We start from the raw sequence: 16,744 nt of genomic DNA on the forward strand, positions 1-16,744 counted from the left end.
TATACAAGGTTATACCCAAATAAACACAAAAGCAAACAAAGTTGTACGTCATCGTACGAACTTCGCTTGCTTTCGAGGGTTATGGAGTATCATTTATCGTGGTTGCAGCATCCACCGTCGTGGTCACAGGTTTGTTCTCCTGTTCAAAAAGATTCTGTATGAAGCGCTTGAGCTTTCTTTCGTCTACACCCAATACCTGCGCACCCTTAATGGTTTCCCCGCGCACCAATTCATTCGGCGGGATTTGCTGCTTCGCTACTGTTGTTGCATCGATATTAAAGCCCAATGAAGCCAATTGCAGCATTTCCGTAGTACTCAGATTCGTTTCAATATAAGGAGAAATGCTATTTAAAATACTCGGCAGTTTGATTAGAGATGAGGTTGACTGAATTTTACCGCCAAGCTCAGTAATGAATTTGCGTTGCCGCTCCGTACGCGTAAAATCGGAAGTCGCATCATGACGGAAGCGTACATATTGCAAGGCTGTTTTACCGTCCATGTGCTGCATTCCCTTTTTCAAATCAATATCAAACTGGTGTTTATCCGCCTTGGAGGTATAATGCATATCTTTTTCGACATCCAGGTCAATACCACCCACAGAATCAACCAGCGCAATAAAACCATTGAAATCAGTATATACATAATATTGAATTGGTATGCCCAGCAGGTCGCTCACGGTCTGTCTGGTCAAATCCGGTCCCCCGTAGGAAAAGGCAGCATTCAATCGACTTTGCCCATGACCTGGGATATTGACGTAGGTATCACGAAGAATCGACATCAGTGTAGCCTTTTTCGTAACCGGATCAATAGAAGCAACCATAACGGAGTCAGAACGCCCTGAATCCTCTCCACGGGAGTCGCCGCCTAGCAGCAGAATATTCACTCTTTCTGTCCCATCCCATTCCGGTGGGAGCGATACCTCTACAGGTTGTACATTGGTTTGAGTTTGTGCCTGCGGTTTGAATTTCGAATCCTGTCCGGAAGCAACTGAAATTTGATTCGTAAAATGATATATAGAATACGTATAATATCCGCCCACTAAAAGAACCGCCGCAGTCACAGAAATGCCTAACCATTTTAAAAATTTTCGCATATTTTCGGGTAACCTCGCTTTTATTCATCATCGTTCGGCTTTTAAAAGCATACCCTTCCTGCAAGTTATCTGTCAATTCGCGCCGTCTGTTCTAGTGGTCGTCCGCATACCATGGATTCAAATGGACAAGCACCTCATAAACCCGCGGTTCCCGCTTCATGACAGCCCCCTTAATCAGTCGAATAATATCGTGTCCCTGCTGAATCGTCAAAGAGGCATCCACTGAAGCGCGGATATCCACGATAATATAATGGCCGTGCTCACGGGCACGGATACGGTCAATACGTTGAACCTCGGCTACACTCAGTGCGGCTGCGGCGTAGCTCTCAATTTCCTCCGTTGCAATCGCCTTTTCCATAAGCACATCTATGGATTCACGGCCCATTTCCCACGCCAATTTCAGAACTAGCAATGCCACTACGAATCCCGCAATAGGGTCACCGTAAGATAAGATTGAAATGCCCCAGTGCTCCCCAATCAGCCCCAATCCGATACCCAGTACAGCAGCCCCAGAGGCGTACACATCAGCGAGATGATCTTTTGCCGTTGCAATAAGACCCTGACTATTGGCCGCTCTCCCGATACGAATCGTGTAGATATACAGCCACTGTTTCCAGAGCAAGGAAATAATGGCGGCCACCAATGCCAGTATATGCTCCTGTGGCATCGGTTCGAACAGTGCTGCAATCGAATGATAGCCGATGAATATACCCGCTCCAAACAATATGACCGCCACCACGCTTGCACCGATCACTTCTGCCTTGCCGTGACCATAAGGATGGTCCTCATCCGGCGGCTGGCTAGATATGCGCATCGCCCCCAGTGCCGTTGCAGAGGCAATCACGTCCCCAGCATTATGCACACCATCGGCTACCAGCACCTTGCTGTTGAACATAAGTCCTGTAATAATCTTAATGCCGGTTAATAGGATGTTGCTAATCAGGCTGATCCATGCTGAGACCATGGCGCGCTTGCCCATATCCTGTTCCTGCATGATGTATAACCCCTCCAAATTTATCTTTTGAATTTATCTTATGGCGCTGCTCTTTCAGCGGTATGGATGAAGATTACAATAGCCCCGGAAGATGAGCCTCCCCGGGGCTATTATGATAACCATAGTGGAGCATTCTATGAGAATACTCCTATTTTATCTATCTGGACCGTCCGCGACGGCCTCCTTGTCCTTGACCACCACGCGGGCCGCCTTTGGCTTGTCCACCGCGTCCACCTTGGCCTCCGCGCGCAGAACCACTGCTGCTGCGGTCATACCCACCGCGCTCGCTGCTTTGTCCTGCCGAGCGACCTTGGCCTCCTCGTGCGGAACCGCCGCTGCTGCGGTCATATCCACCGCGCTCGCTGCTTTGCCCTGCCGAGCGACCTTGGCCTCCACGTGCAGAACCGCCGCTACTACGGTCATACCCGCCACGCTCGCTGCTTTGTCCTGCCGAGCGCCCTTGGCCTCCACGTGCGGAACCGCCGCTGCTGCGGTCATACCCGCCGCGCTCGTTACTGCCGCGGCTAGAGCGACGTTCGCCGCCTGCACTGTCACGACGGCCCGCCTGTTCGCGGCCGCTGCCCCGGCGTCCACCGCCGGAGTCGTTGCCACCGTAGGAACGGCGGTCGTTTCTGCCCGAACGGCGTTCTCGACCCTGCCGATCAGCCGTATCGGAAGCAGGTCTACGCTGTCCGCCGCCCTCACTGCTGGTGAACGTGACACCAGCAACTTTCTGGATGTTCCGAAGCTCTGGAATATCCCTTGGCGTAGCGAGCGTTACCGCCACGCCTTTGCCTCCGGCACGGCCGGTACGCCCGATGCGGTGGATGTAGCTTTCGGCATCCTGCGGCATGTCGTAGTTGAAGACATGCGTGACGCCTTCTACATCCAGGCCGCGTGCAGCTACATCAGTCGCCACGAGCAATTGGAGTTTCGCTTCACGAAACGCCTTCATCACTTGCTCTCGCTTGTTCTGGGACAAATCCCCGTGAAGCTCACCGCTCTGAAAGCCCATTTCTTGCAGCTCTTCGTTCAGTTTGGCAGCCCGGCGCTTCGTACGGCAGAAAATAACAGCCAAGTACGGACGATCCGTATTCAGCATATCCACCAATGCCTGTTGCTTACCACGGTCTGTTGTTTGCACAACGACCTGACGGATTTGGCTCACCGGAACGGAAGAAGCGGATTTCACTTTGACATCTACAGGTTCGTTCATATATACACGAGCCAGTTTGCGAATACCGGCTGGCATCGTAGCGGAGAACAGCATCGTCTGTCTCCGGTAAGGAACTTCCTGAAGAATCGTCTCCACATCGTTCAAAAAGCCCATGTGTAACATTTGATCGGCTTCATCCAGGACCAGCATTTTAATGCCGCCTAGATCCAGCGTGCCACGTCTCAGGTGATCCAGCAGTCGCCCAGGTGTCCCAATAATCAGTTGTGCGCCACCTTTCAGTTTACGAAGCTGACGCTCCACGTCCTGTCCTCCGTAAACAGCTAGTAGAGATAAACTCGGCTCCGCAGCAGCCAAGCATTTAGCTTCCTCTGTAATCTGGAGTGCCAATTCACGCGTAGGTGCAATCACAAGCGCCTGCGGGTGCCGCTTGTCCAAATTCAGCTTTTGTAAAATCGGCAGTAAAAACGCAAGCGTCTTCCCTGTCCCCGTATGTGCCTCGGCAATCACATCCTGACCTTCCATCAACAGTGGAATGGACTCCTGCTGTACAGGTGTTGGCGCTGAGATGCCCTGCTCTTTCAAGGCTTCTACCCAATGTTGCTCCACACCTAATGCTGTAAAATTCTTCAAGTTGTATTCACTTCCCTTATCTGTATTCAATATGTGTCACGTAAAATAGGTTCATGTGCCATATGACATCTATCGTTCCATAGTTCAGAATTCCCATTTTTGTATCGGTTCTCATTCTCCCCTTTTCAGGAAGGGAGCATATCCGTTATCGTTGAATCTGTTCATGTAACTCAACATACGGCCGCAAGGCGGCTCAGGCCGTTCCATATATGACTTTCCTAGTATACGCGAAGTTGAACTGGTTTCCAAACGATTTTAATGAACAGGACCACAGTCTATATAAAAGGTGAATTCGATCTTCATGTCATATATTATGGTATAAGAATTGGTAATTCATGAATAAAGGATGGATGCTTGTGGTTAACAACTTGCATTATAATTTTATAATGGCCGGTTCCTTGTCGGAGAAGCACACTTTGTTTGCTGAAGAGTGCTTTACTAACCTGTTCGATTGTTTTGAAACGCTCCTGAATATATCAGGAATCCGCAATACCCGTGTGTCTATCTATCAATCCAAGAAGGCCAAACACGGTAAGATCCGCTGGGACAAGCAGGAACTGCTCCGCATTGTGACCGATGATGAATTGACTCCTTTGATGCTGGTTATAGAGGCGCCTAGTATCAAATCGTCCTATAACAAAGGGACGACGCCGGAAGTGTACATTCTTTTGTCCAATGGCCCTATGGGTCAATCTCCCAACAATTGCGGGATGCTTGTTTCGATCCGTCAGGACGTTTATAAACGTATTGACCGAACAAGCGTGGAAGACGTTATGCTGCGGCTCAGCCAGTTAATAAAGGCAAACAAACTGTTACATAGCTCGCGCAACTTTTATGCTGGCAGTAAAGCACGCGCCATTATGGATATTCTTCCATTTATGCTCGAACACGATACCCCGGATATGAAGTATGTTTTTCAATCGTGGACTCCGTTCCCTTTACCACACACCTAAACAATCCGTCATACTATTAACCCCAGGAGGCTGCAATTTATGCAAATTCAAGTTCAAAAGGTTGAAAAAAAAGAGACCGAATATCTCATTCATTATCAAGCCGGGGGAGCGTTGCCGTTCGTTCCGCATGATATTGTTCTGATCCATGGCAAACAGTATTTTATAGGCACGATTTTGAAAGTAGAGCCGGAACAGGCCCTTGTCCGTATTAATCCGGAATATGAAGACCAACTGGCAGGGTCCATCGGACTGGAGCTGGCTTTCTCTCCAACTGTTTCTATTCAAGGTGCAGACAGCATTGTCGAAAAGCTTGGCTATTTCCCTCCCTTTCATTATGACCGAATTACAGCTGCCAATATGACGAAAGACCAGATTACGCTGACGATTGAGCTATCCTACGCTAGCGTGCTTGTCCCTAAATCACCGGATCTGGAGCCTTCAACTGAGGCACCTGTAATCCCTGAAGCTCCAGCAAAAGACGTCCCACGCTATGCAGTGACTTTTACATTTCTGGAAACTAAAGAGCATGTATTAAGCCCTGTAGAAACAGAAAATATCATTTTGCAACTTGACTTCCGTTATGAAGAGGCTGATATGGTCGTTGACATCGATGCCTTGTCAGGGCTGTCAGGCAGCTTTCTGTGCAGAGGTATCCGCGCAGAGATTACGGAACTGAATGAATAAACAGGAGGCTCGCGAGCTGTTACGCTGTCATTCTTTTATTCACGATGATCTGGAGCATCCCAAAATGCGAAGCGGATTTCTAGGGATGCTTCGCCCCTTTCAAGGCGAACTGATTGAGGATAATTTTCATGAGCTCATGACTATCATTGAAGTTCTGGCAGATGAGTTGGAGAAACCGTCCGTAGAACGGGAGCTTATATCCGCTCTGTGGGGGATTTGCCAGTATACACGGGCATGGGCGTTGCATCCTGATGGTATGCTGCAGCGAAATCACCTGCTGACCGTAGAGCAGATTAGTACGCTTGACGATTGGATTGATACGATCTCCTATGCGGTTATGGTACTGCTGGAGGGTGGCGGACCAGAAGAAGCTTTATCGAACTACAGACACGAGAGTTGATCCGCAGTGATACATATATCTTAGTCAAGGGGGCCGCTTTTGCATTGCTTCGCGTACATAAAAGCATGCCTTTCGCACAACATGCTCTGAAACAATTAGTTGAGCATGAAGAATTCCGTGTATCTGCCAAACGGGAGCTTTCCACATCATCGACAACCAAAGGAGAATCACTCTACTTATGCGTGTAAGAATATTTATATTCATATTAATTATCGGAATTATATGTGTGCCTGCGTATTTTATTATGAGCAGCTTTGGATTATTTCAAAATGAAAAGGTGCTTGTACATTACAAGCTTGCCATTGAGGTAAAGGATAAAAAGTATGATGCCTGGCCTTTAATCAGTAGCTATGCCGCTATAGATAAAAGAGGGGACAGTCGTCAGCTCTACTACCAGGCGGAGGGCTCAGGCTTAGAGTATCTGTTTCAGCTAGCCTATGGACAATATGAACTCCGACCCTCCAAGGAAAATCCTTTTCTGGACGGAGGAGTCCACTATACCATGGATCATCCCGAGTATGTGCGTGTGGAAAAGGAGTATGAGAATGCTAACGACTACACGGAATTAACCCATTTTTATAATCAGCAGGAACGGATGATTTATACCTATAATCCCGAAGCCAAGCTCGATAAAACATACGTCCGTTCCATCATCACCGCTGGGATGACTCGCACAACTGGTAATTCAAGCCGTCCGGTTAAGGATGACTATATCAATATCAGTAAGCTGTTTAAGGATAAGCTAGGAGTGAATGTGAAGGTAGATGTGGATGAGGACAACAAAATCGTCACCCTATCGATGACATGATTTCACATACGATGTACCGCTGCGTTGTTTCATTTCCAACAAAGAGATTTATGGTTTACTAGGATCAAGGAGGCTGGTTGTTAATGTCATTCGCAATTGAATCAGGGCTTTTGCCTGCCCAGATCGCAGCATTGGAGGAACAGATACAGCGTATATTGCCCGCTGGCTATAAACGTTTTCTTTCACAATATAACGGATTTTATGTAGCCGCCCCTTTTTATTGCAATGTGCCCTTCGATCGAGTGGATAACGGAGACATTGATTTGACTTGTTTTTTCGGATATGAAGTATCCAACAAAAATCATGACCTTCTAGCGATTAATGATGAATTTCTGGATGAAATCAATCATGTCGAGAGCGCTTTGTTGATTGGTGCAGATGCGGGCGACAATTTTTACGTTCTGACATGTAAGGAATACACCCCGTATGTGTACTACTGGGACCGCACACATCTTCATGCTTATGATGACAAACTGAACTATGATATTGCAGAGCAGGACGAATGCGGACATTTGTATCTGGTGGCAACAGACTTTACAACGTTTTTTAATCAGGTAATTGAACGACTCAACGAGCAGAAAGGAAGGCCTACTGATGACAGAAATACATAATGCTAAGCAGGGACCGGCTTATTTGGAGGGTTGGGTTGTACCCGAAAACCCCGAGGCATGGGTCGAGCAGGAGTGGACAGGTACGCTTCGTTCACAGGCAGGACATACGAAATTCCACATTTTTTATTACGGAGAACTTATGGACGAGCTGATCACTGGTACTGAATTTGCACCCCAACTCATTATTGCAGAAGATGCAGTCACAGGTGAACAGATCGTGATTTTTGACGGAACCCGCCATGGTTACGATGCTCTGCTATGCGAAGTTTATACCAAGGAGCAGCAGAACAATCTCACTCCCCTGCTGCCCTATCTGGACGAAGATGGTGAAGATACTTTCGAGGTAAGCGTAACTGCCTTTTATAATGTTGATTGGGATGACGAGTTTGCAGACGATGTAGATGAGAATGGGCAGTTAGAGCTGATCAATGGCGAACGATGCGATTTTGAAGATGCGAAGCGGAACGGCTATGATGCGATCAGCATTACGATTACCAGCGCTAAAGGTCTAAAAACAGAGATCCTTCAGGAAGAGCTGGCCTGACGATGGTATTTAAAAGAATCAAACATCAGGAAGGCGATATTTTTGTTATCCCCCTGCATGACGGCCGATTTGCGGTATGCCAGGTGATCTGCGCACTGTATGGTAGATTCAAAAAAGCGTTCTCCTTCGGGGTTCTATCCATAGGCCAGAATCAAGCGTACGGAGGTGAAACGACATATCTTCCGTTTACAAATTATCGCGGCCGATTTGAAGTTATATTCACCGCCACCCAAAATCTGACGAAAGGAGTATGGCCCATTATCGATCATCGCCCTCTTTCCGAGGAACAACAGCAGCTAAAATATTTTAATTGTGCGGGCCATCTATACTGTGGGGATGAATATATACGCAATCTGGAACTGGAAGAATATAATCAATATACGGTAATGGGCGTGGCTGGATATGAGTTGGTACAGCAATATTTAGCCCAATATGATGACCGCTAGGAAGAATAGCAGCACAAATAACCACCTTGAAGTTTGAATGCCAAGGTGGTTATTTGACCTGTTAAAAGGGTTCAAACGTATATGGGAATGATGTACGCTCTGTCCCCAATACCGACTTCACGCGCTCTTCATCCACCAACGCTTCGACGAGGCTATACAAATCCGAGGCTGCATACCGAAAATTGCCCCATGTGCGCAGATTCAAAGCATAGATTGGGAATTCCCCCCGTTCATCAGGCGATTGAATATCCCAGATCAGCAAGTCATCCTCTTCACTGGAAGCGAAAGGGACCGCATGCTCCAAAAGCTCCGGAAAACCATCTGGCTCCAGCGCCGCTTCTTGTAAAACCTCTTCTGATTCCAGCAAATCATCAAACCAAGCCCGCCAATCATGATAACGATGAAGCCATGAATCCGGGTGATCGCCAAGAGGAATATGAATGTTCCATAAGCCGCATAGTCGCCCGTAACCAAGAGTTTTGACATAATCTATATAAGAAGGCGGAAAGCCCATACCATTTTCAAAACGATGCTCTATTAGAAAAGCCTCATCATAGTAAGCCTGGAATTGCGGACGCTGTAGTCCTGTAAAAATGCTCATGCTCGCCCTCTCCTTTCGCGCATCTTTATTCACCTTTTCGCTCTTAGGCACATTGAAAAGGTCTTTTTCAAGTGTTAAAATGGGAATAAGATGTATATTCTAAAAAAGAGTGAAGATGCGTCAACATCCTCACTCTTTGGCAACAGCCGCTTTTAAGGGCGGTGGCTGCAAGTTCACGGTATTCGAAATAGACCGGTTCCTACCACGGGCGGTCTATTTCTTTTTATGGAAGGAAAGAATCAGAATCACCAACGTTGCGAATTGAATCATCAACATTAAGGTGTCTTTAACCTCCACAGGCCTCACCTCCCTCACAGGAGACTAGCCGACCGCCCATCTAAGCCATTCTGTTATTAAGGAATATTATAACATATGAAATATAAAAAGTACGTTTTTACGATCTTTCCGAAAAGGAGGAACGAACATGGAGCAAAAACGCTTCAAAGATGAATATGGATACAAATATGACTTTAGCGCCGTGATTAGAAGAGGAGAACAGGTAACTGTTCACTGCCCCCGTTGTCAGGGCCAAGCTTTTATTTCCATATCCAAAAAAGACTGTTATTACGTCGTTCGATGTTCTCATTGTTACTACACATATCAGCAGCCCGAATCTTATACATTCTATGCACGCGGCGTATGCAACCATTGCGAACGGTATTTTAATATCGAAATCCATGATGACCGAACGAAACTCCATAAAAATACAAATATAAACTGTCCGCACTGTGAGACACGCAATCAGGTTCCGGTGCATCGTGTGCAATCACGCGAATGGCATACGAACGTGATCCAAAACGGAAAAGACCCTATTTTCCAGCTCCAGCTGTACTTCCTAGATTACTATCGGGGGAAACCTGTCTGGGCTCTTAACCGGATACACCTGAATTACCTGCTCTCCTATATCTCTGCCGAGTTGCGAGAAAAGCCTGCATCCGGTATGATGCGTACGGCTTCCCACTCCATTCCCAGGTACATTAAGGATGCGAAGAATCGCCAGTCCATCTTAAAGATATTACAAAAGCTACAGCATAAGCCAGCGGCTAAGAGAGGAGCCTCCATACATGAGCATACAAACTTTTGACAGCCTTGAAGCACTGGTCCATGCCGTTGACCAAACAGAAATCAATGAATGGGTATTTGCCAATCTGAAACATGTTCAAAGTAATCCGCTCAATTCTACCTATTACATCATTCCCGAGGAAGAATTGTGGGAACTGGAGGATGCCGGTCTCACCGTCACCAATCATCGTGATGAAAGTATACCTGCATCTCTGCCAGACCATCAGGTGCAATCTTGGCTGGAGGTGGCGACTGTACAGGATGTCATTGAAGTGTTACGCCACAGCGGAAGCGAGCCGGATATTGAACGCATTGCGCAAGGACTGCGATATTATCATGAATATGATGCTTTTATGGAATAAGCGTTTCCAGCAGCTCTTTTACCTCAGGGACAGCCTGCTTCAGGCTGTTTTTTAGTTTCTTCGCGCCACCCCATATACGATAAACAAGCACCTCTTGTTCGTAGTTCTCCAGCTTCTTAAGCTCCTCCACCAGTACCTGTGCCTGCTCTACGGTTTCAATTCCGGATGACTTCAGTGGTTTGGCAGACTCGTTGCCTGCCAGTAGAACCCTCGTCCAAACGGGTATCGTGTCCGGTGTCAGTCCGTGTGCGTCAGCAAATACAGCGGCGTAACCGTCCTGTACGGACTGATGTTCACTGTCCACCAGCTTCATATAACGATTCACTAATGGGAAATAGTTCTTTCCTTTTAGGCCCAGTCCCATCACCGCATAGGTTCCCGGCATTGCCGACTTTTCACCGGGCTCTACATCGTTATACCACTTGAACTCTTCCATCACGACCTCAGCATATTCAGCCAGCAACGGATGCAGCGCAGGATATTCAAGTGCATTGGCGAAGAAACGATGCAACGTAGATTTAGCCAACTTGGGTACAGGCAGGTAGTTTTTCACCTTGCTTTTGAACTTCATCCGATATTCCTTGGTAAAGCCCTTTCTTAAAATATCGCATAAATATACGAGTGCTTCTCTATAGCTCTCTTCTTCCTCTGAACGAATCTGAACCTCCAGCGTTTGCAAAATATCATTGGCTTGGCAGATGACTCGCTCACTTGTATATAACGCTGGGATGCTTCCTGATCCGTTCTTAAGCCACTGGGCTGCCTGATCCGAACCCAACTGTGCAGCAATCTCCAAATACTTCTGCCGTGCATCGGCATCGGTCGAGCCCACCCGCATCGCGGTAAGCAGGAACATCTCCATGGCTGGCGCGGGAATTTCCGAAGGGAGAATATCGGGCCTCACTTTATAATCCAGTCCATAGCTTTTTTCCCGATCCGCATACTTCAGCAGAAATTCATCCTCAGCCCAATGCTTTAAGCCACTGCTGAGCTGATACCTCCATGCTTCCTCACGCTTGCGGCTGACCTTCACTTTGGCATCCATTCGATTCAGCAACTCATTCATCCGCTGGGCGTTTACAGGGTACAAATGAGGATCAAGCAAGTGTCTCACTAAGAAGAAATCGTCCTCTTCCTTCGGGATAGCTTTACTGGAGGGGTTGAGCTTCTGCTCTACAAACTGTTGGATAGTGGCTAACAGTTGCTGCCGTTTATCTTCATTTAGGAGTGAGAATGTAAAATGATTGGCCTTATTCTCCAAGACCACTTCCAGATGAAAATCCAGCCGATAACGAAAGAACATGGAGCTGAATTCTTCCGAATTAAATAGCGCCTCTATCTTTTCCTTGAACATAGGCATCCATTCGTCCTGCACCTGCTGCAATGTTACCCCATCTGTAAACCCAGAAATTTCCGTATCCGGTCTACGACGATCCCAATCAAACGGTTCGTGGGTATCCACCCACAGCCCATCCTTCTTACAAGTAACTTTTAAGTATTTATGAATCCCTTCGTGAAGGACGCTTTTGATTTGGAATTCGGCGATGCGCTTTTGCTCAGAAGCGTATGTCTGGTCAATCTCCTCAAAAATTGGATCGATGTAGGCTTGTACCCCTGATGTCATAAGATGTGTTCCTCCTTCGTCCCCTCACAAATTGTAGTTCCTACGGAATTAAGATAGACTAATCTATAACTATTTTATTTCCTGATTATAGCATATCTCTCATTTACTTTTGGACTCTATCCCTATAGATAGAGTGCCGGAAAGCAGGTGTATTCATATGTATTGGGTTTCCACACAACATACGACAGTGGCTGCCGAAGAACTGACAACTTTCGAACATACCTATGGATTAACTTTACCACCTCCCTATGTAGCATTCCTCACCCGCTATGGGCCTGGTACCTTTTGCGGACTGCTGGTGATTGAACCGCCTGATGCTCAACTATTACAATCCTATGCGGATTACGAACTGTGGACGCATGATGATAACTGTCCGATCACCGTGCAACAGCTAGGCGAGTGCGTGGTCATCGGTAGCTCCATAGATGGGGATTTCCTAGCGGTGCACCCTCAGGTCGAAGGTTTGCTGTGGCTGCCACGACATTCGGAGGTCATTACTAAGAAGCCATTAGATGTTCAGGTTCCATTTACAGATACACTGGAGCATATACTACAGGATGAATTCGGAAGAATAGAGCCATTCCCCCGTTATTTCGAACCTGTCAGTCTGGATAGAGCAGCAACATTTCTACTATTTAATCCACCCGAGACGGCGGAAGCTTGCGGTTCAGCCCATCCGAACGATCAAGCCTTGCAAATAGCTCCAGCATCTATACAGGTATTGGCTCAGCGTTTTAAACAGCATTTTGACTCACATCTATGGATTGAAAACGAGCATATCTGCATGGCTTTTCTTCAGACTCTAGGCGGATATGTGCGTTTTAACTATGCATATGGACGCGAAGTGGCGATCATTTATGAACCCACAGCGATAGCACTTCGTGATGAAATTCTAGCATACTTGCAAAAAGAGCATTGCCGGGTTGTAGAGTAAGAGGAGGACAAATACGAATGACAGTACATTTTGAACGAACCTTAGAAAAGCTGGGACAGATCGCCGATCGTCTGAGACAAGGTGGGATGTCTGACGTGGTATACCAATGGTCGAAGGGGATTTCTACAAGTGAACTAACTGAGCTGGAGGAACGGCTGCAGATGCCTTTGCCTGCCTCCCTGTCTGAGTTGATAAAGCGGTGTGGCAGCTTACATTTGCTATGGTGCCTCCCCCAACACTGTATTGTAGCCGATGAACCGGCTTGTTCATATGAAAGCAGTAATGGCCTTGAACAAGAACCGAATATCCTCGACGATATCACAGGAGAATTTGGCTGGAATCATGAGTATATTGGCTATTTTACATCTTATAGGGAAGATACCGACTCAGCAGCGGACGAGCAACGATATCTGATCCTTAATTATAATGGTGCGGGTGATCCGATACTGCTTGATATGGCGACATCCGCAACAGAGCCAGCGGTGTTCTGTTATGATCATGAGTTGGATCAGTTTACGCTGCTCGCGGAAAATCTACCCGCCTATATAGAAACCATGCTCACCTTGCACGGACTATGGCTGTGGGATTGGTCTAATGTGTCAGACGAGCATGGCATTCAGCTAAACAGTCCACCACTACAACTGTGGCAACGCTGGTTGGACATGTTTTGTACGATGAAGCTGGAGGATGCGCAGTCGTTGGAGACGTTGATCCATTACACCACCATGCATGGCGTAGATCATCCTGCTGTGTTGCAGGCTTTTCAAGCCTATGATCCAAAGGATATTTTTCTTGCCTGGGAGCAGCACTGGCAGAACATTCAACATAGCCAGGTTCCATTCTCTACATGGGCCGTTTGGGTAGGGGAGACCGCAGGGGGTGGGGCTGCTGATTGGGTTCGCTCCTTGTGGGAACCGGAAACCGCGCAAGTATGGACATCTTTAGCTCAAAACAATCCCCTACATGCTAAGGGTGCATTTGCGTCCACACGCGCCTATCTGAGCGCCCGCTGCCTACCCGAGCAGGAAGGCTTGGTATGTGTTTGCAATCACCTGCTACAGCATTCGGTTGCAGATGGCAAATTAGAAGGATACACCGCTAATGGGCAGCTACAGCATTTTCATTCACCGCAGGTCATTAACTGGATACGGGATAAGGTCAATCATCCGGTCGATGGCTGGGCAGTACTTTTCGCCTACTCTTGTCCTACAGCTGAGCAGGTGATTGAATGGCTATCCAGTAGTGAGCTTCATCAGAAGATTGCAACGGAGGGGCTAGATATTATGATTCATCGGGATCTTCTGCCCGCTCTGGAAGCAGACGCTTGGGCCAATATCTCAGATCTGCTTCTTGCTTCTTTGCAGCTCGTGATGCTCAAAAAAGATAAACGTCGTATTGAAGCCGTGCTTAAGCAGCTTTCAGATTTGGAACTTCGTTAATCTTTCGGAAGGGTCGTATGCGGATTCACATGTACAGTGATGTGAGGTAAAGAAAGTTAGCCGCTGCATCAGCGGCTTAACCCCTTGAGGAAAGTATCTATAGTAAATGAAATCAATTCATCATTTGATTGTGCCATAGGAAAATCAAAATTCAGGAGCAAAGAAGTCAAGCCGTGCAGCATACTCCATACAGAGCTGGCGAACAAGCGCTCATCTCCTTGAATGATGGAACCCTCCTCCATAACGGCTTTGAGCCCAGCTTCAAGAAGCTCAAAGCCTTTAAGGCTCCCACTGTCTATAAGACTAACCAAGCTTACAGATTCCAGGTTGCTGATAAACAGAATGTTGTAATATTCCGGGTTAGCCGTTCCAAAACGAACATACGCATCAGACACCGCCTTCAGTGTGTCCAGAGCGTTCAATCCCGCTGCCTGTGCTTCATCCGCACGTTGCTGAAGAGCCTGCAGAAACAGGGCATTTCCTTCTAGCAGGAGTTCGATTACAATGGCTTCCTTATTTTCGAAATAATGATAAATAGTTGTTGGTGAATATTCAATCTGATCCGCAATTTTGCGCATGGAGACTTCAGCATACCCTTGATTCAGAAAAAGCGATCGGGCGGCCTCAATGATTTTCCGGCGGATCTCATTGCTTTCACGTTCTCGGCGTTTGATATGTTTCATGAGTAGATGTACTTGCCCTTTCTGCCTACCCCAATTTGGCGGCGATACGATCAGCTTCCATTATACCCGATTCCATAACCCCTTGAAACCCGCCCCCAGGCTGTGTCCAGGCCCCTACCAATGATAGACGCTTTACTGCTGATTTGTGCTTGAGCCTTTTTATACCGGACTGCCGAACCGTTTGTGCGTAGCCATAAACAGCCCCGTCGGGATTAGCGGTATAACGCTGCATCGTGCGTGGTGTGCCCAATTCGGCTACCATCACTTTGCTGCTAAAACCCGGATACAGCTGTTCAAGGCATCCCAATATCTGCTGTGTCACGGCTTCTTTTTTGGCTTTGTATTCGGGACGTGCGGCAGGCCAGTTCTCCAATCTGTCCAAAAATGTAATTGCGATGACACCCTTTCCCGGTTCATTGAGCTTAGGGTCCATGGCGTTATAATTCGTGAGCATCCAGTTGCCTTTCGTGTACTGGCCGCTCATCATTACTTCATAATCTGTCTCCGAATCCGGCTCATTACGCAGGATTAAGTCTTCTTCGGTGATGCCAAGCTCATGAGGTTCACATGATAATCCCAGATATAGCTGGGTGAGAGACGTGCCAGTCTCCAAACTGCTGACAGCTTCCAGCTCACGACGGGCAGCATCATGGTTTTCCAGTAGACGGCCATAGGTATGATGGGGACTGATACCAGACACAATCCAGTTGGCTTTATATACATCCCCTTTTTTCAGACGGACACCAGCAGCTTTACCATGTTCGAGTATAATCTCAGATACCTGACTGCGCAGGTGAACTTCTCCTCCCGCTGACTTAATAGCGTCAACCAGTGCATTAGATAAAGCCTGTGCGCCTCCCTCAATGTAATACGTCCCCTCCATGTGGTAGCCGATCCAGGGAATAAAAAAATACAGGGCCGCAAGTCGCTTTGGAGGCAATCCGTAATAGGCCCACAGCGCGGTGAAAAATTCCGTGAAGCGGTCAGATAACCCGAACTGGCTTACAGATTCCCAGGTGGTCATTTGCGTCCAGCGGAGAAAGGTCCCAGCTTTGAGCAGGCCAACCGCCTTGCGCCAGGAAGTGAGAGTAGAAAAAGCAGAAAAGCCTGTTTCAAAACGGCGAATGCCCGCGAATAGACTGTCAATGGCTTTCACCTCAGTAGGAAACATGTTCTTGAGGAGCTGCACATACTCCTGAACATCGGACGGAATATCAATGTTCTGGCCTTCCCAACGAATGGAGTAAGGGTGCTTTTTGCGGAGAGGAACAATTCGCTGGTCCGCATTACAGGCCTTCAGCATCTGACCAAAGCTTCCTTCCTCGAGTCCGCCGACACCATGCAAGGAGACATCAAAAGTGTATCCCTTTCTTGTAAATTCAGTTGCGAAACCGCCAGGCAGAGTATGGCTCTCAAAAACAGCTGTTCGGTAACCGAGCGAAGAGAGTCTTGCTGCACAGGATAAGCCACCCAATCCTGCACCGATGACAATAACATCATATTGGTTCATGATTTCATCCCCCTTTTTTTAACATCGTTATATAAGTTAACAGTGTTAAGTTAAGGAGATTATATACCATAATATTACCGTTGCGAAAGTAAAACTTTTTTAATAAAACATCAAAAAAATGTAGCGCTTTCACTTGTCAGATTCCAATGAAGGTGCTATCCTTCAAGTGGGATTGTTACTGAAAAGGCA

General features: G+C 47.2%; 19 protein-coding genes. 11 read left to right on the forward strand and 8 right to left on the reverse strand.

The genetic code is table 11. From position 1 onward, the window contains the following. Positions 1-79: 79 nt before the first annotated feature. The 3 genes from MLD56_RS23640 to MLD56_RS23650 form a co-directional block, all read right to left on the reverse strand. Positions 80-1,093 (reverse strand): LCP family protein, encoded by a 1,014-nt coding sequence (locus MLD56_RS23640; RefSeq protein WP_013312376.1) that lies wholly within the window; start codon positions 1,091-1,093, stop codon positions 80-82. A gap of 91 nt (positions 1,094-1,184) precedes the next feature. Beyond that, positions 1,185-2,087 carry a cation diffusion facilitator family transporter gene (locus MLD56_RS23645; RefSeq protein ID WP_029518550.1) on the reverse strand — a complete coding sequence of 301 codons (903 nt, stop codon included), beginning with the start codon at positions 2,085-2,087 and terminating at the stop codon, positions 1,185-1,187. Between the two features lie 157 nt (positions 2,088-2,244). After that, positions 2,245-3,894 carry a DEAD/DEAH box helicase gene (locus MLD56_RS23650; protein ID WP_241113440.1) on the reverse strand — a complete coding sequence of 550 codons (1,650 nt, stop codon included), beginning with the start codon at positions 3,892-3,894 and terminating at the stop codon, positions 2,245-2,247. 350 nt (positions 3,895-4,244) lie between these two features. On the opposite strand from MLD56_RS23650, the gene MLD56_RS23655 reads away from it, so the two are divergent. From MLD56_RS23655 to MLD56_RS23685, 7 genes are all read left to right on the forward strand, one after another. Then, on the forward strand, positions 4,245-4,847 hold the full coding sequence (locus MLD56_RS23655) for a hypothetical protein (protein WP_239645239.1): 603 nt from the start codon (positions 4,245-4,247) through the stop codon (positions 4,845-4,847). A 39-nt stretch (positions 4,848-4,886) separates the two neighbouring features. Then, positions 4,887-5,531 carry an immunity 50 family protein gene (locus tag MLD56_RS23660; RefSeq protein ID WP_029518554.1) on the forward strand — a complete coding sequence of 215 codons (645 nt, stop codon included), beginning with the start codon at positions 4,887-4,889 and terminating at the stop codon, positions 5,529-5,531. Next, the gene (locus MLD56_RS23665) at positions 5,524-5,931 is read left to right on the forward strand and encodes a hypothetical protein (RefSeq protein ID WP_029518555.1); all 408 of its coding nucleotides are present in this window, start codon (positions 5,524-5,526) and stop codon (positions 5,929-5,931) included. Before MLD56_RS23660 ends, MLD56_RS23665 begins: the two co-directional genes overlap by 8 nt. Before the next feature lie 178 nt (positions 5,932-6,109). Next, the gene (locus tag MLD56_RS23670; RefSeq protein ID WP_029518556.1) at positions 6,110-6,739 is read left to right on the forward strand and encodes a hypothetical protein; all 630 of its coding nucleotides are present in this window, start codon (positions 6,110-6,112) and stop codon (positions 6,737-6,739) included. A gap of 83 nt (positions 6,740-6,822) precedes the next feature. Continuing rightward, a complete protein-coding gene (locus MLD56_RS23675) occupies positions 6,823-7,350 on the forward strand; it encodes an SMI1/KNR4 family protein (protein ID WP_029518557.1) in 528 nt (175 codons plus the stop codon). Beyond that, entirely contained in the window at positions 7,334-7,894 is a 561-nt protein-coding gene (locus MLD56_RS23680) for a hypothetical protein (protein WP_029518558.1), read from the forward strand. Before MLD56_RS23675 ends, MLD56_RS23680 begins: the two co-directional genes overlap by 17 nt. Before the next feature lie 2 nt (positions 7,895-7,896). Then, the gene (locus MLD56_RS23685; RefSeq protein WP_029518559.1) at positions 7,897-8,340 is read left to right on the forward strand and encodes an immunity 26/phosphotriesterase HocA family protein; all 444 of its coding nucleotides are present in this window, start codon (positions 7,897-7,899) and stop codon (positions 8,338-8,340) included. Between the two features lie 61 nt (positions 8,341-8,401). On the opposite strand, the gene MLD56_RS23690 is transcribed toward MLD56_RS23685, so the two are convergent. Both MLD56_RS23690 and MLD56_RS26180 read right to left on the reverse strand, forming a co-directional pair. Further along, positions 8,402-8,941: an HAD family hydrolase gene (locus tag MLD56_RS23690; RefSeq protein ID WP_029518560.1), complete on the reverse strand. Its 540-nt coding sequence runs from the start codon at positions 8,939-8,941 to the stop codon at positions 8,402-8,404. 213 nt (positions 8,942-9,154) lie between these two features. Then, entirely contained in the window at positions 9,155-9,256 is a 102-nt protein-coding gene (locus tag MLD56_RS26180) for a putative holin-like toxin (RefSeq protein ID WP_219728090.1), read from the reverse strand. A gap of 109 nt (positions 9,257-9,365) precedes the next feature. Between MLD56_RS26180 and MLD56_RS23695 the strand changes: the two genes are divergently transcribed. After that, positions 9,366-10,025, forward strand: coding sequence for a hypothetical protein (locus tag MLD56_RS23695; protein ID WP_029518561.1), 660 nt, complete (start codon positions 9,366-9,368; stop codon positions 10,023-10,025). Then, positions 10,006-10,365: a DUF7716 domain-containing protein gene (locus MLD56_RS23700; protein ID WP_176715670.1), complete on the forward strand. Its 360-nt coding sequence runs from the start codon at positions 10,006-10,008 to the stop codon at positions 10,363-10,365. The genes MLD56_RS23695 and MLD56_RS23700 overlap by 20 nt, the downstream gene beginning before the upstream one ends. Here MLD56_RS23700 and MLD56_RS23705 read toward each other — a convergent pair. Beyond that, a complete protein-coding gene (locus tag MLD56_RS23705; protein ID WP_029518562.1) occupies positions 10,355-11,989 on the reverse strand; it encodes a DUF6138 family protein in 1,635 nt (544 codons plus the stop codon). The two genes, MLD56_RS23700 and MLD56_RS23705, sit on opposite strands and share 11 nt — an antisense overlap. Positions 11,990-12,146: 157 nt before the next feature. Here MLD56_RS23705 and MLD56_RS23710 point away from each other — a divergent pair, with 157 nt between their 5' ends. Together MLD56_RS23710 and MLD56_RS23715 are read left to right on the forward strand one after the other, a co-directional pair. Next, complete coding sequence (locus MLD56_RS23710; RefSeq protein WP_029518563.1) at positions 12,147-12,923, forward strand: SMI1/KNR4 family protein; 777 nt, start codon at positions 12,147-12,149, stop codon at positions 12,921-12,923. A gap of 17 nt (positions 12,924-12,940) precedes the next feature. Continuing rightward, the gene (locus MLD56_RS23715; RefSeq protein WP_029518564.1) at positions 12,941-14,362 is read left to right on the forward strand and encodes an SMI1/KNR4 family protein; all 1,422 of its coding nucleotides are present in this window, start codon (positions 12,941-12,943) and stop codon (positions 14,360-14,362) included. A gap of 68 nt (positions 14,363-14,430) precedes the next feature. Here MLD56_RS23715 and MLD56_RS23720 read toward each other — a convergent pair whose 3' ends face one another. Together MLD56_RS23720 and MLD56_RS23725 are read right to left on the reverse strand one after the other, a co-directional pair. After that, the gene (locus tag MLD56_RS23720; RefSeq protein ID WP_029518565.1) at positions 14,431-15,045 is read right to left on the reverse strand and encodes a TetR/AcrR family transcriptional regulator; all 615 of its coding nucleotides are present in this window, start codon (positions 15,043-15,045) and stop codon (positions 14,431-14,433) included. 25 nt (positions 15,046-15,070) lie between these two features. Next, a complete protein-coding gene (locus MLD56_RS23725) occupies positions 15,071-16,555 on the reverse strand; it encodes a phytoene desaturase family protein (protein ID WP_049817033.1) in 1,485 nt (494 codons plus the stop codon). Positions 16,556-16,744: the final 189 nt, after the last annotated feature.

The sequence above is a fragment of the Paenibacillus peoriae genome, assembly GCF_022531965.1.
Lineage (GTDB): Bacteria > Bacillota > Bacilli > Paenibacillales > Paenibacillaceae > Paenibacillus > Paenibacillus polymyxa_D.